The following is a 17,353-nucleotide window of genomic DNA, read 5'->3' as shown; positions in this document are numbered from 1 at the left end:
ATCCCGGCTTAAGTTTTCGATTTATCTTTTTGTGACGTAGATCCTCCTTTCCACAATTTTAAATTTGACTGATTTTGTTAATTCGAGAAGTGATAAGATCTCTTCAATATTTTCTCTTCGGGAGATTTTCATTTTGAGGTTTACATCATCCCAGTCATTTCCCTGAAAGATCACTTCGGCGTCGTACCATTGCGCGACATCCGCCATAATGGTTTTGATATTTTCATCTTTGTAGATAAAATAATTGTTCTTCCAGGCGATTTCGGATTCAGCATCAAATTGATCTATCTGAACTCCTGAGGCAGATATCTTTGCACGCTCGCCAGGTTTGAGCATCGTCTGGCCAGCTTTTGACGTTAAACGTACTGACCCCTGGAGCAGGGCGACTTTTGCAACATGGAGGTTATCCCTATCGGATACATTAAATTTGGTACCCAGTACCCGGACTCCAAATCCATTACCTGCTACAATAAAAGGTTTGTGTTTTGATTCAGCAACTTCGAAGTAAGCTTCTCCCTTGACCTGAACGAGACGACGGTCAGCAGCAAAATGCTCTGGGAAAATCAGGCTGCTCTCGGCGTTGAGCCATACTTTGGTGCCATCTTCTAAATTGATCTGATATTTACCGCCTTTCGGGGTTGCTAAGGTGACAAGTTGAGATTCCATATTTTTGTTCTCGGTCTTTGCCTGATAACTAATAATGCCTTCCTGGTCAATTTTGAACAACAGCTTTCCAAAAGGAACAGTGTCTCCAACCTGCTGTTGCTGCAGATCCAGGCTGCTGCCATCTGAATTTTTCAAAGAGGCCTTTTCTGCACCCGGATTCAGGTATGCCCGCTGATTTGTAACTTGTAAGTCGGCATTTCGACCTTTAAAAAAATAATATCCGGCAATGCTGGAAACTGCCAATAAAAAAGAGGCGGCATAGGGGAGGTAACGACGGAAAATGCTTATTTTTTTTGTATTGCCCGCTTCTGTCTGAATAAGTTGTTCTACGTTGCGCTTAATCTGTGTCTCTATATTTTCTGCTGGGCCGAATTTATCTTCGTCCCAAGTAGCATCATGATATGCGTCCAAGAGCCTGTCGTCTACTTCACGCAGTTCATCTTCAGCCGATTGCTTGCGCAAAATTTTCTTGATTAAGTCTATAATTTCAGGTTTTTTCATGAAATCTATAATTGATTCGTTCTTATAGAGTTCATTTTTTCATTTAGCCCCCAAAAGGAATTGCACTTTTTTTAAAAAAGAAAATATAAAAGAGTCTTTTATTAGATTGTGTTTGCTGTAATAGGTTGTATTTCAGCTTCTTGTTAGAAGAAGAAAATCTGAAAAAAGATGTGCATATTCTGCATACCTTGTTTTAATCGTTTCAACGCAATAGAAATTTGGTTTTCTACTGTTTTTACGGAAATATTCAGCTTCTCAGCAATCTCCTTATGGCTTAGCTGCTCCATTCTGCTGAGGTAAAAGATCTCCTTACATTTGTCAGGAAGCTGATTGATCATTTGATCCAAGTAATCCAGCAGTTCACTGTATTCCAATTTTAACAATGGATTGAAGGAATCAACATAGTCTTCATCTAAATCTTTCAATTCGACATAATCCATTTTCTTTTTGACATTTCGGAATACTTCGTAACGAATGCAGCCAAATAGATAGGTTTTGATGGAATATTTAAGATTTATTTTCTCTCTGTTCCGCCATATATTGATAAATACATTTTGGACAAGTTCCTGACATACTTCGGGATCCTGCATCGTGACAGACGCTGTTTTGAACAGTGGTTGCCAAAAGCGATGCATCAGGTGTTGTAGCGCCCGTTCCTCACCTTGACAAACTGATTCAAAAATTTGCTGATCCGAACAGGCGGAGAAATTCATAGTTTAATTCTGTTTACAATAGGTATCCCACAAAAACCTTCTCAAAGTAAGTATAAAATAATAATAAAACAAAATCCAATCCGCCAGTGCCATGATCTGTAAGTGGGTATAATTTAGTTCTTATGGAAATCGAGTCTTATGAAAGGCGATGCACTGGTTTTATTTGATAAAGTGAGGGAAAAGGAGCCTATTTTTGGGGAAGAATGGCGAGCAAATTAAAGTCCGGAGAAGGCTAAACTGAAAAAAGTACGGCAAAAGCTGATCGGTTTTTGCCTTTTGCTAGTCACTTCTCCCAAAAAACTGAACAGTTTTTACGACTGCGTGTTCAGTTTTGGCTAAGGACTGGTCGGTTTTTACCAGGGACTGAACAGACTTTGGAAGAAACCGTTTGGTATTGCCAAAATAGTGAGCGGTCTGTGGAGAAAACTGTTCGGTATTTGGTCGTAACTGGATACTTTGTTTGAAATTCCGATCAGTCTCTCGCAATGAGTGATCAGATTTTCGGTCGGACTGATCGGATTTTGGTAGAAAGTGAACAGCTTTTTCGGGAAACTGTCCACCTTTCTGAATGGACTGTGCAGTTGTTACTGATGACTGATCACTTTGTGCCTGGTACTGTTCGGTCGTGAGCAAATACTGAACGCTTGTTGCTTTATACTGAACAGTATAGGCCAACTACCGAACACCTTTTACCAGAAACTGGACAGCACTTGCTAAAAACTGATCACTTTTTTGAAAGAACTGTCCAGTTGTTGGGAAATAGTGATCACTTTTTTCGAACAAGTGGTTAGCAAAAGCCAAAAACTAGTCAGGGATTGGGGTAAATGTTGAAAATATTTGCCCAAATATTGTCCCATATCCAACCTGTTTGTTCCAGTTCGTCCCAGTTTGTCCGACATTTCCTCAGGCCTCTCTCCCTGCTGTTATGTTTGTGCCAAGATGTTCGTCAGGAAGCACATCGAAACAGAATTTTTAATTGGGAGCAATCCCACAAAAAGCAATTAACATGAGAATGAGAAAAGTAGTATTAGATTATACCGGCGTAAATGATGATGAATTTAAAACACCGGTAATTTTTTTTCAACAGATGTGCATGTTTTTTCATTTAAAACTTAATATCGTCGTAATGATAAGTTGATGTTAGATGTCTAAGTTGTTGTGTCTTAGTGATTAGACAAGCGTTTGGCGTGAATGTCATGAGACAGGTCTATTACATACTGAATTTGATTTTATCGTACCATTATTTGTCATGGTACGATACAGTATGCTTGATACCGGGAAAAGAAAGTTGCGCTACGATAATTTTCTTTACCCATGTTACTTATGAATAGATCAATTAATATCGAAAATTACTATTTTTAAATAAGGATATTGTATCCTGAAACTGATCAAACTTTGGTTAAGTTTCCGTATTTAAAAAATACAGTTAATTTATTGGTATTTAGATAAAAACGATGAAGAAGAATTTTGCAAAAGCAGAGATGTTTATCCGGAAAGATATCGCCGAAGTGTTTCAGGCGATGGTAGACCCTGCGATTACAACTAAAATCTGGTTTACCAAGAGTTCGGGAAAATTAGAAAAGGGAAAGACCATTGAATGGGAATGGGAGATGTATAACCATAAGGTCAATGTTGAGGTGCTGGAGATTGTCGAAAACCAAACAATTATTTTCAATTGGCGTAATCACGACAGCCCATCTATTGTTGAATGGAAATTCAAAAAAATTACAGGGGGAACCTTTGTCTCGGTTACAAATACATTTGAACATGCAACAACAGAGGCTCTCATTGCTGAGGTGCGTGATAGTACCGAAGGATTTACACTTGTTTTGGCCAACTTAAAAGCATATCTGGAATTTAATATCTTGCTTAATCTGGTAGGAGATAGGTTCCCTGAAATGTAGGCTGCATGAAAATTGAGATTATAATGAGGATTGTTTTCGAAGATATGACTTTCGGATACGATAGCCTATAAAGAGCAGCAGTCCGATAATCAAAATGACAATTAACATCCTTACCAACTTAAATTCGTTGTATGTGCTGTAGTTGTCATTTTGGTATTTGTTTGCTTTCAGATATATTTTGCCGTTGCGGTTATCTAGGATAAAATTAAATTGATTTAATATTTTATTGCCCAATAAGCTTTGCTTGGCATTTGGATAATCGGGATTATTGGCATTGGTTACAATGTTTTTAAAGACCTGATTCCCGATTTTGAGCTCCGGAATGACAATGATCTTTTTTCTGCCAAAAGAAAATAGCGAATGATATTTGTTCCAAAGACCATAACGATTTGTAAAATCGTCCCCAATAAGCATACTGCCATCTCGACCAGTATCAAATAGAAAATGGAAGGGATAATTCCGTTCTCCGACTTTTATATTGACTTCAAATCGGGGGCGATATTGGAAATAGTCAACATCGTGAACTTGATAGCCCTGTAGGTCTTTATTTATCTGATCACTTAGTATCATAATCTTTTTCTCATAATCAACTTCGATAATCTTGTCCCGAAATAGTGAATTTCCGATGATCATATCTTCACCATCCGCTAGATTTCGAATTTGTACCAATGGAACTTTATCCCAGTGCAATCCACCAATTTCCAAACTATTGATACTAGCACTGGGCTCATTGTTTGTTCCATCCGTATTCTGGACACTGATGTGACCATCAAATTTGACAGCCGCTTTTGCCTGAGATTGCTCACTGAGGCAGGTGATACCCGCTCCCAGATCAAACATGATCGTCAAGTTTTTATAACCATTGAGGCTTCCCTTAAAATAAAGACGACTATTTTTCATAAAAAAGGGAATGGTATCCGACGATTGTATCGCTGGCTTAGATTGTACGGTAGGATTTAATAGTTGCTCATAATTGGCCGATATGCGCGTCAGCATACGATCTCGTCCATTCAGTAATATGATAAAATCATAGGTTTTACCATACGTAGTCGTAAAAGAAATGGAATCCTTATCCGTAATAAATGTGATCTTACGTTCTACTCTCGGCACCTGTGTATAGTAAATATCAGGTACCGTTGTTGGGCTCAATTTCCATACATCCTTAGCTAATAGCTTTCCATCACGGATACTAACCATGGGCTTGCTGGCCTGAATCACAGGTAGATTTTGTTGGCCTTGAGTTTTGGAGAGCATAAACACAGCAAAACTCAAACTAAGGGCGAGAAGCTGTGTTGTTATTTTCATCTGTTTTATGCTTTAGTTGCGCAGTTCGCTTCCCTTTGTAATAAAATCTGTAAGCAATTTATAGTCGTCTTTCATGAGGGCAAATGTAGTCCGGTCAAACTGATTGCGATTTGCGATGACTTTCAGATTGGTCTCATCCATATAGAGCTTGTAACGGGAACCATTAACGGATGATACTATCGCCGTATCTCCCGACAAAACCAAAGATTTACCTGCTTTTTGACTCCAGCTTTTAATGTATTGGCCAATTGATGCGGTTTTTGCCTTTGGAAAGCTTGCCGTTAAGGTACAGAGTGGACCGATCTCATCATAAACAACGGTAGTTTTGGACTGATTGGGAGCAAATTGGTCGAATAGCTGTTTGCCGGATGCAAATAAGCCAATACATAGCATAGCTATTGCGATAAGGGTGTAATTTGTTTTCATGATTGATTTTTATTTTTTACGGATGAAATAATAGACGAGCAAACCGAATGCTAAGCTTATACTCAGGATAATAGCTGAGTGAAAGCCAAGAGGTTGTGTAAAATAACATAGCGTGAGTCCGACGGAGCCGGCAAATAATACGCAGCACCAGCTTAAGGCTTGTTCTACAAGATTATTTTCTTTCGGAAGGATCTCAGTAACGATCTCCAAAGGTGCATTCCTTTCAATCAGGGTTCTACGCAGACGATCGTTTAGGAATAGCTTGACAAGCTTGAGCAAAAAAGAGGAAGCAATCCAGATGGACAGCAAAACAGCAATCGCGTTGAGCGAGAAAAAAACAACTTCCTTATCTGCCATTACTGAAGCAGCTTGTTGTGCAGCTATTGTCGGCATAGTGTTGACTGTAAGCAGTATCAATGTTAAGTTCAAAATGCGTTTCATACAATTGATTTTATAGTATATCAGACCTACCAATCCAACTTAGGTTGCAAAGAATCTGTTTTTTTTATGATGGTGTTCATTTTTTGGCGATATCGGATGAGGGATAGTACAGTCTGTACGCTGATTAAAGAAAGCGGTAGGAGGGCAAAGAAATAACGTAAAATATCGGGAAGCTGAATAAATAACGCGATAAATTGTTTCCCGTAGATAACTGTAGCAACTGTAACCAATAGACCTCCTAAGCTTGCCGCAAGGAGGGCTGCCCAATGAATTGGGGCCCTTTGGGGAATTAGCATACCGACAATATAATCGGGTAGATCAGGATCAAAGCTTGCCATGGGCAATTCTTGGATCGTCGAGTTGATCAACTGATAGTTTTCAAATTTGATTCTGCATGCTGCACAGGTGGAAATATGACCCATTTCTAATCTTGTTGTATCGTCAGTGGAATCAGCAAGTGCCTGCAACTGTTCTTCTGTTAAATGTGTACTGTTCATAGTTCCTCTCTTTTTTGTGATTTGAGTAGAATATCTTTTAATTGTTTGCGTGCACGAAACAAATAAGACTTTATGGTACCCTCCGGTAATTGAGTGATTTCAGAAATCTCCTGTAGACTCAGTTCCTGTTGGTAATGTAACCCGATCAGTGTTTGATATAATGCGGAGAGCTGTGCCACAGCCTGTGCTATTGTCTGGCTGAGTTCGCGCGCAAAAAGCCTATTTTCTGTTTCGTTGCTGGCTGCTTGTACCATGTTATAATCTGTATAAGACGAATCAGCATTTTCAAAAAAACTTTCCATGAGGATAGGACGTTTTTTCTGCAGATAATGCAAACAGGTATTATAGGTAATCTGTCCGATCCAGGTCGATAATTTGCTCTGAAAACGAAATTGTCTTAGATTATTGTGAACTTTAATATAGACATCCTGTATAATGTCCCTACGATCTGCAGCAACTGGGATCATTTTGTAAACCAAATGCGCGACGAGCTTCTCATGATCAACGATAAGCTTGCGGAATGCATGCGGATCCCGTTGGAGGATCTGAGAGACTAGTTCCCGCTCTGATTGACGTTGTATAGCTGTTTCTGTGTTCACGGATAAATAAGACCCATAAGTGAAATTTAGGTTGCAATAATTTAAAAATAAATATTTTAAATTATTTATCTAACTGATTTTTAGTTTGTTTTGTTTTCTAGTTTCATGGGATTTCTTTGTTGGAAATAAAGACTGTGATGAGAGCTACTCAGGAGCTCATTGTTTTTACGAGATAAGCTGTATATTCACGGGATAGATTCATACAGATTGTACTATTGAAAACTTTATGCCCATTACTGATGCGGAGGAATTTATTGCTGCTCTTTATCCTATGTTTATTCTGCCTTTACACAAAGGGACAGGAAATAGACACAACATTTATTTATACCTACCCCAATGCATCCTGGATAACGAGTTATCTCTCTACAAGTGCGGTCAATATGACCACTGAAGACAAAACTTTTGAACCGAATAACCCTTTGAAAATTGGAGTGGGATTGGGGATTCGGAATACAATGATTAATTTTCTTGTGGGCACAAAGATTGTTTCATTAAAAGACAAGACATACGGTAAAACGAGTTCGACAGACTTTCAGGTGCATCGCTATGGTCGAAAATTTGTAACCGATATCTATTTTCAGCGTTATAAAGGATTCTTTGCCATGGATGGAAAGGATACTAAGCTTTTTCCGGCAATGAAAATCAGTCAGATGGGACTCGAGCAGACTTATGTGTTCAATCATACACGATTTTCATTAAAAGCAGCCTTTGAACGAAGCGAGCGACAGCTTCAGAGTGCAGGAAGCTTCCTGCTAGGAGCCAATGTGTATTGGCATCAACTACGGGATTTTGAAGGGTTTGATGGTAATTTTGTGCAAAATCTCGACAATCTTCAAGTCGGAGCACAAGGAGGGTATGCACATTCCTGGGCTCTGGGGCAGCATTGGCTCATCACGGCATATACAACGATTGGTTTTAACATTGGAAACGATGTCGAAAATTTCCGGAACTTTCATTTTAAAGTATACCCAACTGTACTGGCCAGGACAGTAGCCAGTTATACCAAGAATGATTGGTCTTTTACCTACGGGATGATGATCAATAATAAGATGAACTTTTTTGAGACAAAAAAAGACTATACAGTCACGAATGTGAATCTACAGTTGTCTGTAACCAGACAAATTAATTTTTCATTTTAATATTTCGGACATCTAGCAGCTTGAATGCTGGACTTCATTCTCTGTTTCATGGCAGAAATAAAGACTACCATGAAACAGGTTTATCTTTAAGGAATGATCTGTTTGTTCCGCATCTCATCGAATAAGCGAAAAAACATCTGTTCGGTATCTATGTACTCATGGAAACCGAATCTTCGTGCTTTGCTACCGTCCGCAAAAAAGTCGTAATTCCAGGAGAAGACAAAGTCGCCGAATGCCCATGCAGATACTTCCTGATAATTATAATTCAATCCCTGTTGTTTCTGTATGTCTGCCCATATATTTTCTTTATCGGACATCATCGTTTGTAGGTTTAGGGGTAGGGGGGTGTCGACTTCCATATTAAAATATTTTGCAATTTTGGGCCAGAGATCTTTCCAGCGGAATAAATCGCCATTGTTAATATTAAAAGCCTGATTGGCCGCTTGAGGTTCTGTTGCTGCCCATACCGTTGCCTTTGCCAATAAAGTAGCGTCTGTCATCTCGAGTAAGGTGTCGTATGCGCCAATCTTGCCCGGAAAACGAAGCGGTATATTTAATTTTTTGGAAATAGTAGCGTATACAGCTATCAGCAGTGCAAGGTTCATCGGGTTTCCGGGTGTCGTTCCGCCCACAACCGATGGCCGGATAGCAGACCAGGTCCACTGCTTGCCAATTTGTTGCTGTTGAAGGTATTGTAGCTGGCTGGTATTAAATTCAGGTGGCATATGACCAGCGTCAGATTCTTTGGCTGGTGTTTTAAATGGGCCGAGGTGGGCGCCATAAACCTTATAACCTTGCATAAGACTAACATGTTGCAGGGATTTGGCCACCGGCTCAATAGCTGTTATTACATTGACCAACATCCTCAAATTAGGTTCAACCAATGCTGCCCAACTGTCCTTGTCCTGATAAGCTGCATAAAAGATATGCGTTACAGTGCTTAATGTACTTAGTTTGTTGACTGTGTCTGTTAAATCCAGTAAATCTACAGCGACATAACGGACATGATCATGATCGGTCCCGCCACGACGGGACAGACCGATAATATCCCAGTTGCCAAGACTGCTAAGATGTTCAATAAGATTTGTGCTGATAACACCATTGGCGCCCACAATCAATGCCGTATTTTTTATAGTTTCCATATGAATTGCTTTTTAAACAAAATTAGCATTGCTTTGAATCCAAGAGCGGTAAAAATCGGCTATAATTTTGTATATTTCTGGAATGGAACGCTATCGACAATTTGAACCTATCCTGATCTCGGAATTTAAATCCAGCGCTTGGACGCATCCGGAGCATAATCACAATCACTACGAACTTATCTTTATTTTGAGTGGGGAGGGAACTCATGTGATCAATGGCTATGCCGTACCTTATCAAAGTGATGCTGTTTTCTTTATCGGACCAGAAGAGTATCACTATTTTGATATTAAGCAGGAGACACATTTTATTTATTTAAAATTTACAGATGCTTACATCTATCGGACTACAGCCGAATCGGGTAATTTAACCCGTCAATTGGAGTATTTAATAAAAAGTAGGGAAACTCATCAGCATGGATTCCCACTTCTTGCAGCGGATCTACAGACTGTTCGTCTGCTGTTTAATGTGATTGCGTCCCTAAAACACGATATCTTTGCGAATCAGGATTTGATATGGCATCAGCTGCTCAGCATTTCAATGCTGCTGATGAGAAATATGCCCGAATTACAGATGGATGGTCCTAGAAGTCGCGATCTACAGGCTATGTTTTGTTATATTCATAAAAACATATATACGCCAGATCTGTTGAGATCTCAGGTAATGGCCCCTCATTTCAATATTGCCGCTGATTATTTGGGTACCTATTTCAAGCGTCATGTTGGTATGACGATAAGGGCTTATATCCATCAATATCGGAATACACTTATTCGTCAACGCATAGCCGCCGGACGGATGATTTTAAAGGAAATTGCCGACGAATTTGGATTGACAGATGTCAGTCATCTGACCAAGATCCTGGGGAAAGAGGTTTAAAGAAAAATAACAAAGCCAGCAAAAACATTTAAGTTTTTTTGCTGGCTTTGTTATGATGCAGTCTCGGAGACGATTACTGACAGATCGCACGATGATTGTTATCGCTGGCTAGTCATAAATATGCTATCGAGCTGCGTTTATCATGTATACCCAGATAATTAATTACAAGGTATTTTCTTCTTGCCGGCACCTGTACCTTTAATCACGGTTGTACCATCGACAAGTTGGGTAACTTTTACAGCATTACTTTGTGTACCATTCCATGGGAAAGTATTGAATGCATTACCATTGGTTAAAACAAGGGGATACAACTCACCACCGGAGGTCTTGCTACCGAACATGGTCACCTGGCCAGTTCTGCTGATCACAAGTTTAATCAACGGTTTGGTTGCCGTACCTTTTAGCCCATAGATGCTACCAATTCGTCCATTTGTCTCAACGTTGGTTCCCTCATATTTGCTTCCATCTGCAAATTGAATATTTTGTTTTGAAGATGCACCTGCATTCTGGAACTGAATTTCCTGTGTTGCCAATTTGACACCATTTACCTCCATATTGAAAGCGTTGTCCAATTCGGTAATATCAAATACAAAACCATAATCTGCTACCGGTGCGGTGAAGCTGCGTTCAATCGTTTTACCATTTGCATAGAATACGCCATCTTTCCTAATTCCTTTTACGCCGCCAGAAGTTGTTTCGGGATAACTCCAGTTTAGTCCATCACTTGTCACGTTCTGTGTACAGGTTTTGAAATTAAGTTTCAAGTCATATTTCTGTCCTGGATTGATCTTTACATTTGGGATGCTAACATTTGACTTGGTTTCACCATCGATCGTCAGCGTTCCTAAGTTAAGTGTTCCAGTGCTAGTTCCTGGGTGGATCAATAGGGAAGGAGAACTAACTACTGTACGTAAGCCTGTACCTAAACTTGGAAATTGTGCCAATACACCCGCATTGTTCAGTCCATTGTAAGTAAGAGCCTCATCCGATAGTTTGAAGTTCGCTGTAGAATGGCTTGGTTTGAAGACTGCATTTTCAAGTTTGGTGATTGCACCAGTCATGTTTGGATCCATTGTCAAGGTCGTAATGATCTGACTGAAGCGGTGTTTTAACACAACATTTAAGTTGTTTACACCTGTATTCAATTTCAAGTTGCCTGTAAAAAACATTAAATCTCCGCTGATATTGTCTAAAGTCGCCGAAGATAGTTTGTTTTGGTTATTGATATTGGGTACTGTGCTTGTACTATTGATGGAATAAGCAATGAAGGTATAAGTTTTCCCTGCATCAAGAGCGATCCCAGCTGCAGTTGACTCACCGCCATAACTGTAGATCTTTTCAGTAACATAAGTACCTTGGTTGTCATAAACAACAACTTTATACTTGATATCTTTGTCCAGTGGTTTTTCTGTTACTTGTGCAGCAGCAACTTTTGGGCTCGATGCAGCAACTAATCCTTTTTTAACAGCCGCCGCCGAGCTGTTTGTCAAAACAACATCAATGGAGCATCCGTTACCAAAAGGGACGGTCATTTCCTGAACATCTGATATATTGCTTGACGCAAGAGACGCTTTTGCAGATCCCTGTTTTTGACCTACAGTGTTACCATCGTTCTCAGTATAGGCTTCAACACCCTGTAGATTGATCTTAACGACTGTTTCTCCTGTTAAATCTGTAGTTTCACCACTCTTTTTACAAGAGTAGAGGCTTGAGCCCGTTAGTACAATGCACGTTAGCATTAGTATATTTTTCAGATTACGATAAGACTTTAAATTCATGTAATTAGATATTTTATGTAATGGATTTCTTTATTTTAATGTAATTTTATGTTCTATAACAAGCTTTTAGCTGTACCCTTATCCAGAAATATTTAAGTAAAAGCTATGTATTTTTTAATGTGTCAGTAATATGATAACGATTATGGTAAATGCTTTTCTGACGCAAAACTAAATGGAAGTTTTTGTTTAAGAAGTATTGTTTGATGAATGAAGTTTTTCCTGTAGAGAAACATCTACATGGCAACAACCGGCGCTGTGTTCCATATCAGAGATGATGCAGCTTACGCTTTAAAAAGAAGTTGTAACGTGTAAAATCTTATAATTTGCACACACTATCCAAAAAAATGGATGCTTATTGAAAATCGAAAAACTTTAATTTTGCCACCAACGTTTTACTGTTTTTACCGGCTTCAACGTATTGGTAATTACGGCGTAAAATCAATCTATCGGAGCAGCCACTGTCCATTTTGAAAATCGAGATAGATTGGGCCAGCATAAAACAAACTATATATTGAATTTTAAACAATTATTTAAATGATATTACCTTTTGAACCCCATGATCCAAAATGGAAAAAACAATTTGAGTCCATTAAACTAGAGCTACAATTCCTGTTGAAACCCTTAAATCCTCAAATTGATCATATCGGCAGTACTGCGGTAGAAGGTCTTTCAGCGAAACCAATTATTGATATACAGATCGGTGTGGAGAACGAAACTGATCTAGACTGGTTACCGGGGTTATTGAAACTACCGAATATTGTTTACTATGAAAAATATAATCAGGACTGGCCAGAACGCCGATTTTTTATATTATTGAAGGAACCTATCTATAGCATCGGTGTTCCAGATGTCGTAAAAATGGGGGATGATATACCCGCAATCTTGCATGATCATGAGCTTCGTATTGCACATTTGCATGCATTTGTAAAAGGTTCGTCCGATTGGACAAGACACCTCGCATTACGCGACTATCTAATCGCACATCCAACGATCCGGGAAAGCTATCAGGAGCTCAAGGAAAAATTAACTCAGCTCGATTGGAAGGATGGAAATGATTATAATATGGGGAAAGATCTATTTTTAAAAACCCAGGAAAAAATCGCTTTGGTATGGTACAAGGAAAGGATCCAATGATCATGGAAAACATACTGATTAAGGATAAAAACTATAGGTTGTGCATTGGTTATCAGGACAACGAAACGTTACGGTTGGAATTTAATCGAATGACACAGCATTTTTGGGGGTTTGATTTTGAAAATTATTATCAATCCGGTTTTTGGGATGATAAATGCATCTTGTATTCGCTATTTGATGAGGATAAAATAGTAGCACATATCACGGTAAGTCTGTTTGAACAAGAAGGAAAAAAATTAATCCAACTAGGAACAGTAATGACCGATGAAAATTATCAGCGTCAAGGCTTGAGTAGTTTTCTGTTACGACGGATTAGTAGCGATTTTGTGCATCAAATTAAAGGTATGTTTTTGTTTGCGAATAATGAGGTTTTGGATTTTTATCCAAAATTTGATTTTTTCCCAGTCCCGGAATATACGGCATTTAAAACCGTTAAAAATACGAGTATGACCACAGTATGGACCAAACGTAAGTTGAACCTCGACAATGCCGAGGATCTGAAGCTATTTGAAAACTTGGTGGAACAGGCTGTTTCTAATACAGAATTTCAAACTAAAAGTAAGGGTTTAGCCCTTTTCTATTGCTATGCTTATCCCGTAATGGGATTTAAAGAATCAATTTATTATATTGATGAATTGAACTGTGCTGTCGTGGCACAAGTGGAAAATAATATTTTGTATATGATAGAACTGTTTTCCACGAATGAAGTTGATCTGAATGCAGTGATTAATGCTTTTGCTGATTTTTCGTTTACAGAGGTTGTTTTCGGATTTACACCGAAGCATACTGAAGGTCTCGAATGGCGAATATGGAAAGAAGACGATCTGCAACTATTTGTTACGCGGGAGCTATTGTCGTTTTTTGAAGAAGAGCGCATGAAAGTGGCGACCTTATCGCATACCTAGAATCGAATCGGAGGAAGATATGACAAACAAATTAAAAGAAATCGCAAGCGGGCTTGCAGGTACAAAAACATTAAATGACTTTGTTGAATATGCCGGTGTGGCAGCTGCTATAGAAACAGTGGCCGGCAATATTTATACTGGAATCAGCATTGATACGGCTTGCTCCATGGGCTTTTGCGCTGAGCATAGCGCTGTTGCTGAAATGCTGAAACACCATGAATTTCAAGTCAGGGCGTTTGTTGCGGTGGATGCTGCCGGAAACGCCGTTCCCCCCTGTGGGCGTTGTAGAGAATTGATAAGCCAGCTTGCCAAGACTAATCTTGACGCTATCGTGGAAGTAAAAAATGGGGTATTCAAATCCTTAAAGGAATTACTGCCTTTTGACTGGAAAGAAGATCTCGATAGGAATTGGTGATTTTTAGGATTGGACCAATTGGTATAAATTAAATAATTAGTGGAATAAAATGGGAAAAATAGGATCAGATTATAAGAAGATAAATTTAGCGGATTGGAACCGAAAGGAGCATTTTTCAATCTATCGTAGCCAGATGAAATGCGGATTTAGCCTCACGACAAAAATTAATATCACTAACCTGCTTCCTTTTATCAAGGAAAATGGCTATAAATTTTATCCTGTCATGATTTACCTGATTACAAGGGCCGTAAACAATCATGAGGCTTTTAAGATGGCCATGAAGGAAGGAGAACTCATTGTTTGGGATTATGTAAATCCGATATATACTGTGCTGCATCCGGAAACTGAAACTTTTTCGGCGCTATCGACTGTATACGATGCGGATTTTGTAGCGTTTATGGCCAATTACAATCGTGTTGCCGAAAGACATGCCGACGATTTACGTTTTTTTCCGGAGACGCCCCCAGAGAATCATTTTAATATTTCAGCAATCCCCTGGATTAATTTTGATAGCTTTAACCTTCATATTGCCGACTTTACAGATTATTTTGCACCTTCTTTTACGATTGGAAAGTATCAGCAACAGGCTGATGAAATCTTAATGCCTATAGCAATTCAGGTGCATCATGCTGTCTGTGATGGGATACATGTCGCTAAATTGATTGCGACACTGGAAGCATATTGTAAGGACATCGGGACAGTTCTTAAATCTCAGGTATAAATCTAAGAAATCGCCTTGTTCAGAACAGTCCTTTTGTCTGGATTCTGTCTGTACGCCAAACTGTTTTGTTCTTTTGGTAATAAACAAATGATAGCTCAATGAAAATACGACAATTAACGCAATCCGATATTCCTCAGCTGCTGCAAACTATTAATGGAGCTTTTAAGGATTATATTGTTCCATTTCAACTCGATATAGAACAATTGCGACAGAAAATCAGCATGGAAGATATTCAGTTAACTTGGTCTGTTGCTGCGTTTGCGGAGAACAAACTTGTCGCGTTTATGATGCATGGTCTGCGGGAAATAGATCGTCAGCTTGTGGTCTACAATGGTGGAACGGGTGTACTGCCTGAATTCCGCGGGCATGGGTTAGTGGGGAAAATGTATCATTATCTAATTCCTTTTTTTAAGGAGAACAAGGTCAGGCAGGTTGTTTTGGAAGCAATAGAAAGTAACGGCGCGGCCATCCGTGCCTATGAGAAAAGTGGTTTTTCGATCAACAGACAATTGCTATGTTTCAGTGGTGCCATTCAGCCAGCTAGGGTGAGCGATGTGGCGAGAATCCAGCCGCTGTCTAATTTCTCCTGGCAGGAATTTCAATCGTTTTGGGATATTTTACCAAGTTGGCAAAACGCAGCAAAGAGTATGGATCGTTTGCAACCTAGTGCATTAGGAGCATATATCGACGACAAACTCGCGGGGTACATTCTTTTTAACCCTGGAAACAAGCGGATATACCAAGTCGCTGTGGCACCCGAATATCGGCGGAAAGGAGTTGGAACGCAGCTTTTTCAGACCCTTAAAGAAGAAATGCCAGCGGAAAAAATAAGTTTCAACAACATTGATGCGAAAGCGGAAGATGTGAAATTATTTTTGGAAAAACAGGGATTGGTCAATGGCATCAATCAAGTTGAGATGATAAAGCTGCTATAAACCAGGTGCTCGCATGACAAATGTGGATTTTCTTGGCATTTGACCAAACAATAACATCTAGTTGTGCGTATATAAGAGACAATCGGTATGATATTATACAAAAAGTTAGCGAACGAACTGGTCCAATTAGCAGATGATGATCTCCTATTACGGAACGAACTGGCCGAGAAGGGGGAACTTCAAAAGGGCTATCATCCCGCAATGGAGGCCGTTCACCGTGAGAACGCGAAGCGATTACGCGAAATAATTGCCGAGATAGGTTATCCCGGTATTTCAAAAGTAGGAGCAAAGGCCAGTGAGGCGGCATGGTTAATTGTGCAACATGCCATCTCAGAACCCGATTTCATGCAACACTGTTATCAACTGATGATCAGTGAAAAAGAAGACATCAACCCTGCTCATATAGCCTATTTATACGATAGAATACATTATTTTAAGAGCAAACCACAGCGTTTTGGAACACAACTGACCGCTGATGGTGGAATCTATCCGGTCGAAGACAAAGCGAACCTCAATAAACAACGTTTGCGGATGAATCTACCCGAGCTTTCCCAGATGAAACTTGATAGCGTGTATGATTTAGACCAGCTGGCGACTTTGGATCAGCAGGATATGGATTATACGATCTGGCGAAAGGAAGTAGGCTGGCTATAGTTCTTTTTAAGCAAGGCAAATATTTCACCATCCACGAAACGCCCCTTCTCAAAGAAATAGTCATGGAGAATTCCTTCGGAAACAAGATCCATTTTTTCCAGCAACCTACGGGAAGCTAAGTTGTCCGGGTCAATAAAGGCCTCTATGCGATTGAGTTTATAGCTGTCGAAACCAAATGAAATAATAGCGGAAATAGCTTCTGTCATAATACCTTGTTGCCAGAAGTCAGGATGAAGCTCATAGCCGATCTCTGCACGAAAATGCTCAGTGGAAAAATTATGAAAACCACAAGAACCAATGAGCTGATCCGGATTGTCCTTTAAACAAATCGCCCAACGGATGGCCTCTTTTTCTAGAAAATTTTTCTGCCAGGTTTTTACAAGCTCATAAGCCTCGTCCAGATGCTGGAATGTTGGTAAATCGAAATATAATGTTACCTCATCTTTTGAAAAATAAGAAAATAGAGCGGGAGCATCTGAATCTTGGATTTGACGTAAATGAAGACGTTCTGTTGTTAAAATTGGAAAAGTATCCGATATCATAACAGTAAAAATAATAAAATATGTTCAAAAGCAGAACGATGATTTGAATTTTCGACATTTTT

20 protein-coding genes are annotated in these 17,353 nt (G+C 39.3%); 9 read left to right on the top strand and 11 right to left on the bottom strand.

What is annotated here, in order from left to right:
* Positions 1 to 21: 21 nt before the first annotated feature.
* The 3 genes from DFQ12_RS06795 to DFQ12_RS06785 all read right to left on the bottom strand — a co-directional run bounded on the left by DFQ12_RS06795 (position 22) and on the right by DFQ12_RS06785 (position 2,555).
* The gene (locus DFQ12_RS06795; RefSeq protein WP_120258203.1) at positions 22 to 1,167 is read right to left on the bottom strand and encodes a FecR family protein; all 1,146 of its coding nucleotides are present in this window, start codon (positions 1,165 to 1,167) and stop codon (positions 22 to 24) included.
* 143 nt (positions 1,168 to 1,310) lie between these two features.
* Complete coding sequence (locus DFQ12_RS06790) at positions 1,311 to 1,880, bottom strand: RNA polymerase sigma factor (protein WP_120258202.1); 570 nt, start codon at positions 1,878 to 1,880, stop codon at positions 1,311 to 1,313.
* A gap of 279 nt (positions 1,881 to 2,159) precedes the next feature.
* Positions 2,160 to 2,555, bottom strand: coding sequence for a hypothetical protein (locus tag DFQ12_RS06785; RefSeq protein WP_120258201.1), 396 nt, complete (start codon positions 2,553 to 2,555; stop codon positions 2,160 to 2,162).
* A 779-nt stretch (positions 2,556 to 3,334) separates the two neighbouring features.
* Between DFQ12_RS06785 and DFQ12_RS06780 the strand changes: the two genes are divergently transcribed.
* Positions 3,335 to 3,784, top strand: a complete 450-nt coding sequence (locus tag DFQ12_RS06780; RefSeq protein WP_120258200.1) for an SRPBCC family protein — start codon at positions 3,335 to 3,337, stop codon at positions 3,782 to 3,784.
* 18 nt (positions 3,785 to 3,802) lie between these two features.
* Here the strand turns inward: DFQ12_RS06780 and DFQ12_RS06775 are convergent, their stop codons facing one another.
* From DFQ12_RS06775 to DFQ12_RS06755, 5 genes are read right to left on the bottom strand one after another with little or no spacing between them, the layout of a single operon-like run.
* Positions 3,803 to 5,089, bottom strand: a complete 1,287-nt coding sequence (locus tag DFQ12_RS06775) for a retroviral-like aspartic protease family protein (protein WP_120258199.1) — start codon at positions 5,087 to 5,089, stop codon at positions 3,803 to 3,805.
* Between the two features lie 12 nt (positions 5,090 to 5,101).
* Positions 5,102 to 5,515, bottom strand: coding sequence for a hypothetical protein (locus DFQ12_RS06770; RefSeq protein ID WP_120258198.1), 414 nt, complete (start codon positions 5,513 to 5,515; stop codon positions 5,102 to 5,104).
* Positions 5,516 to 5,524: 9 nt separating this feature from the next.
* Entirely contained in the window at positions 5,525 to 5,956 is a 432-nt protein-coding gene (locus DFQ12_RS06765) for a hypothetical protein (RefSeq protein WP_147420344.1), read from the bottom strand.
* A 26-nt stretch (positions 5,957 to 5,982) separates the two neighbouring features.
* Positions 5,983 to 6,453: an anti-sigma factor gene (locus DFQ12_RS06760; RefSeq protein WP_120258196.1), complete on the bottom strand. Its 471-nt coding sequence runs from the start codon at positions 6,451 to 6,453 to the stop codon at positions 5,983 to 5,985.
* A complete protein-coding gene (locus tag DFQ12_RS06755) occupies positions 6,450 to 7,052 on the bottom strand; it encodes an RNA polymerase sigma factor (protein WP_208642454.1) in 603 nt (200 codons plus the stop codon). The genes DFQ12_RS06760 and DFQ12_RS06755 overlap by 4 nt, the downstream gene beginning before the upstream one ends.
* Positions 7,053 to 7,291: 239 nt before the next feature.
* Between DFQ12_RS06755 and DFQ12_RS06750 the strand changes: the two genes are divergently transcribed.
* Positions 7,292 to 8,191, top strand: a complete 900-nt coding sequence (locus tag DFQ12_RS06750; RefSeq protein WP_120258195.1) for a DUF4421 family protein — start codon at positions 7,292 to 7,294, stop codon at positions 8,189 to 8,191.
* An 86-nt stretch (positions 8,192 to 8,277) separates the two neighbouring features.
* Here DFQ12_RS06750 and DFQ12_RS06745 read toward each other — a convergent pair whose 3' ends face one another.
* Complete coding sequence (locus DFQ12_RS06745; RefSeq protein WP_120258194.1) at positions 8,278 to 9,333, bottom strand: SDR family oxidoreductase; 1,056 nt, start codon at positions 9,331 to 9,333, stop codon at positions 8,278 to 8,280.
* 82 nt (positions 9,334 to 9,415) lie between these two features.
* Between DFQ12_RS06745 and DFQ12_RS06740 the strand changes: the two genes are divergently transcribed.
* Positions 9,416 to 10,207 (top strand): AraC family transcriptional regulator, encoded by a 792-nt coding sequence (locus tag DFQ12_RS06740; RefSeq protein WP_120258193.1) that lies wholly within the window; start codon positions 9,416 to 9,418, stop codon positions 10,205 to 10,207.
* A 158-nt stretch (positions 10,208 to 10,365) separates the two neighbouring features.
* Here DFQ12_RS06740 and DFQ12_RS06735 read toward each other — a convergent pair whose 3' ends face one another.
* A complete protein-coding gene (locus DFQ12_RS06735) occupies positions 10,366 to 11,946 on the bottom strand; it encodes a fimbrillin family protein (RefSeq protein WP_147420343.1) in 1,581 nt (526 codons plus the stop codon).
* Between the two features lie 573 nt (positions 11,947 to 12,519).
* Between DFQ12_RS06735 and DFQ12_RS06730 the strand changes: the two genes are divergently transcribed.
* The 6 genes from DFQ12_RS06730 to DFQ12_RS06705 all read left to right on the top strand — a co-directional run bounded on the left by DFQ12_RS06730 (position 12,520) and on the right by DFQ12_RS06705 (position 16,749).
* Positions 12,520 to 13,119, top strand: a complete 600-nt coding sequence (locus DFQ12_RS06730; protein WP_120258191.1) for a GrpB family protein — start codon at positions 12,520 to 12,522, stop codon at positions 13,117 to 13,119.
* The gene (locus tag DFQ12_RS06725) at positions 13,095 to 14,024 is read left to right on the top strand and encodes a GNAT family N-acetyltransferase (RefSeq protein ID WP_208642452.1); all 930 of its coding nucleotides are present in this window, start codon (positions 13,095 to 13,097) and stop codon (positions 14,022 to 14,024) included. Before DFQ12_RS06730 ends, DFQ12_RS06725 begins: the two co-directional genes overlap by 25 nt.
* Positions 14,025 to 14,043: 19 nt before the next feature.
* On the top strand, positions 14,044 to 14,439 hold the full coding sequence (locus DFQ12_RS06720) for a cytidine deaminase family protein (protein ID WP_120258190.1): 396 nt from the start codon (positions 14,044 to 14,046) through the stop codon (positions 14,437 to 14,439).
* A 49-nt stretch (positions 14,440 to 14,488) separates the two neighbouring features.
* Positions 14,489 to 15,160, top strand: a complete 672-nt coding sequence (catA, locus tag DFQ12_RS06715) for a type A chloramphenicol O-acetyltransferase (RefSeq protein WP_120258189.1) — start codon at positions 14,489 to 14,491, stop codon at positions 15,158 to 15,160.
* 98 nt (positions 15,161 to 15,258) lie between these two features.
* Positions 15,259 to 16,095 (top strand): GNAT family N-acetyltransferase, encoded by an 837-nt coding sequence (locus DFQ12_RS06710; RefSeq protein ID WP_120258188.1) that lies wholly within the window; start codon positions 15,259 to 15,261, stop codon positions 16,093 to 16,095.
* 87 nt (positions 16,096 to 16,182) lie between these two features.
* Entirely contained in the window at positions 16,183 to 16,749 is a 567-nt protein-coding gene (locus tag DFQ12_RS06705) for a DUF6624 domain-containing protein (protein ID WP_120258187.1), read from the top strand.
* Here DFQ12_RS06705 and DFQ12_RS06700 read toward each other — a convergent pair.
* Complete coding sequence (locus tag DFQ12_RS06700; protein ID WP_120258186.1) at positions 16,713 to 17,291, bottom strand: GNAT family N-acetyltransferase; 579 nt, start codon at positions 17,289 to 17,291, stop codon at positions 16,713 to 16,715. The two genes, DFQ12_RS06705 and DFQ12_RS06700, sit on opposite strands and share 37 nt — an antisense overlap.
* Positions 17,292 to 17,353: the final 62 nt, after the last annotated feature.

This window comes from Sphingobacterium detergens (assembly GCF_003610355.1).
Taxonomy (GTDB): domain Bacteria; phylum Bacteroidota; class Bacteroidia; order Sphingobacteriales; family Sphingobacteriaceae; genus Sphingobacterium; species Sphingobacterium detergens.
This window is presented reverse-complemented; position numbering and strand designations above follow the sequence as displayed.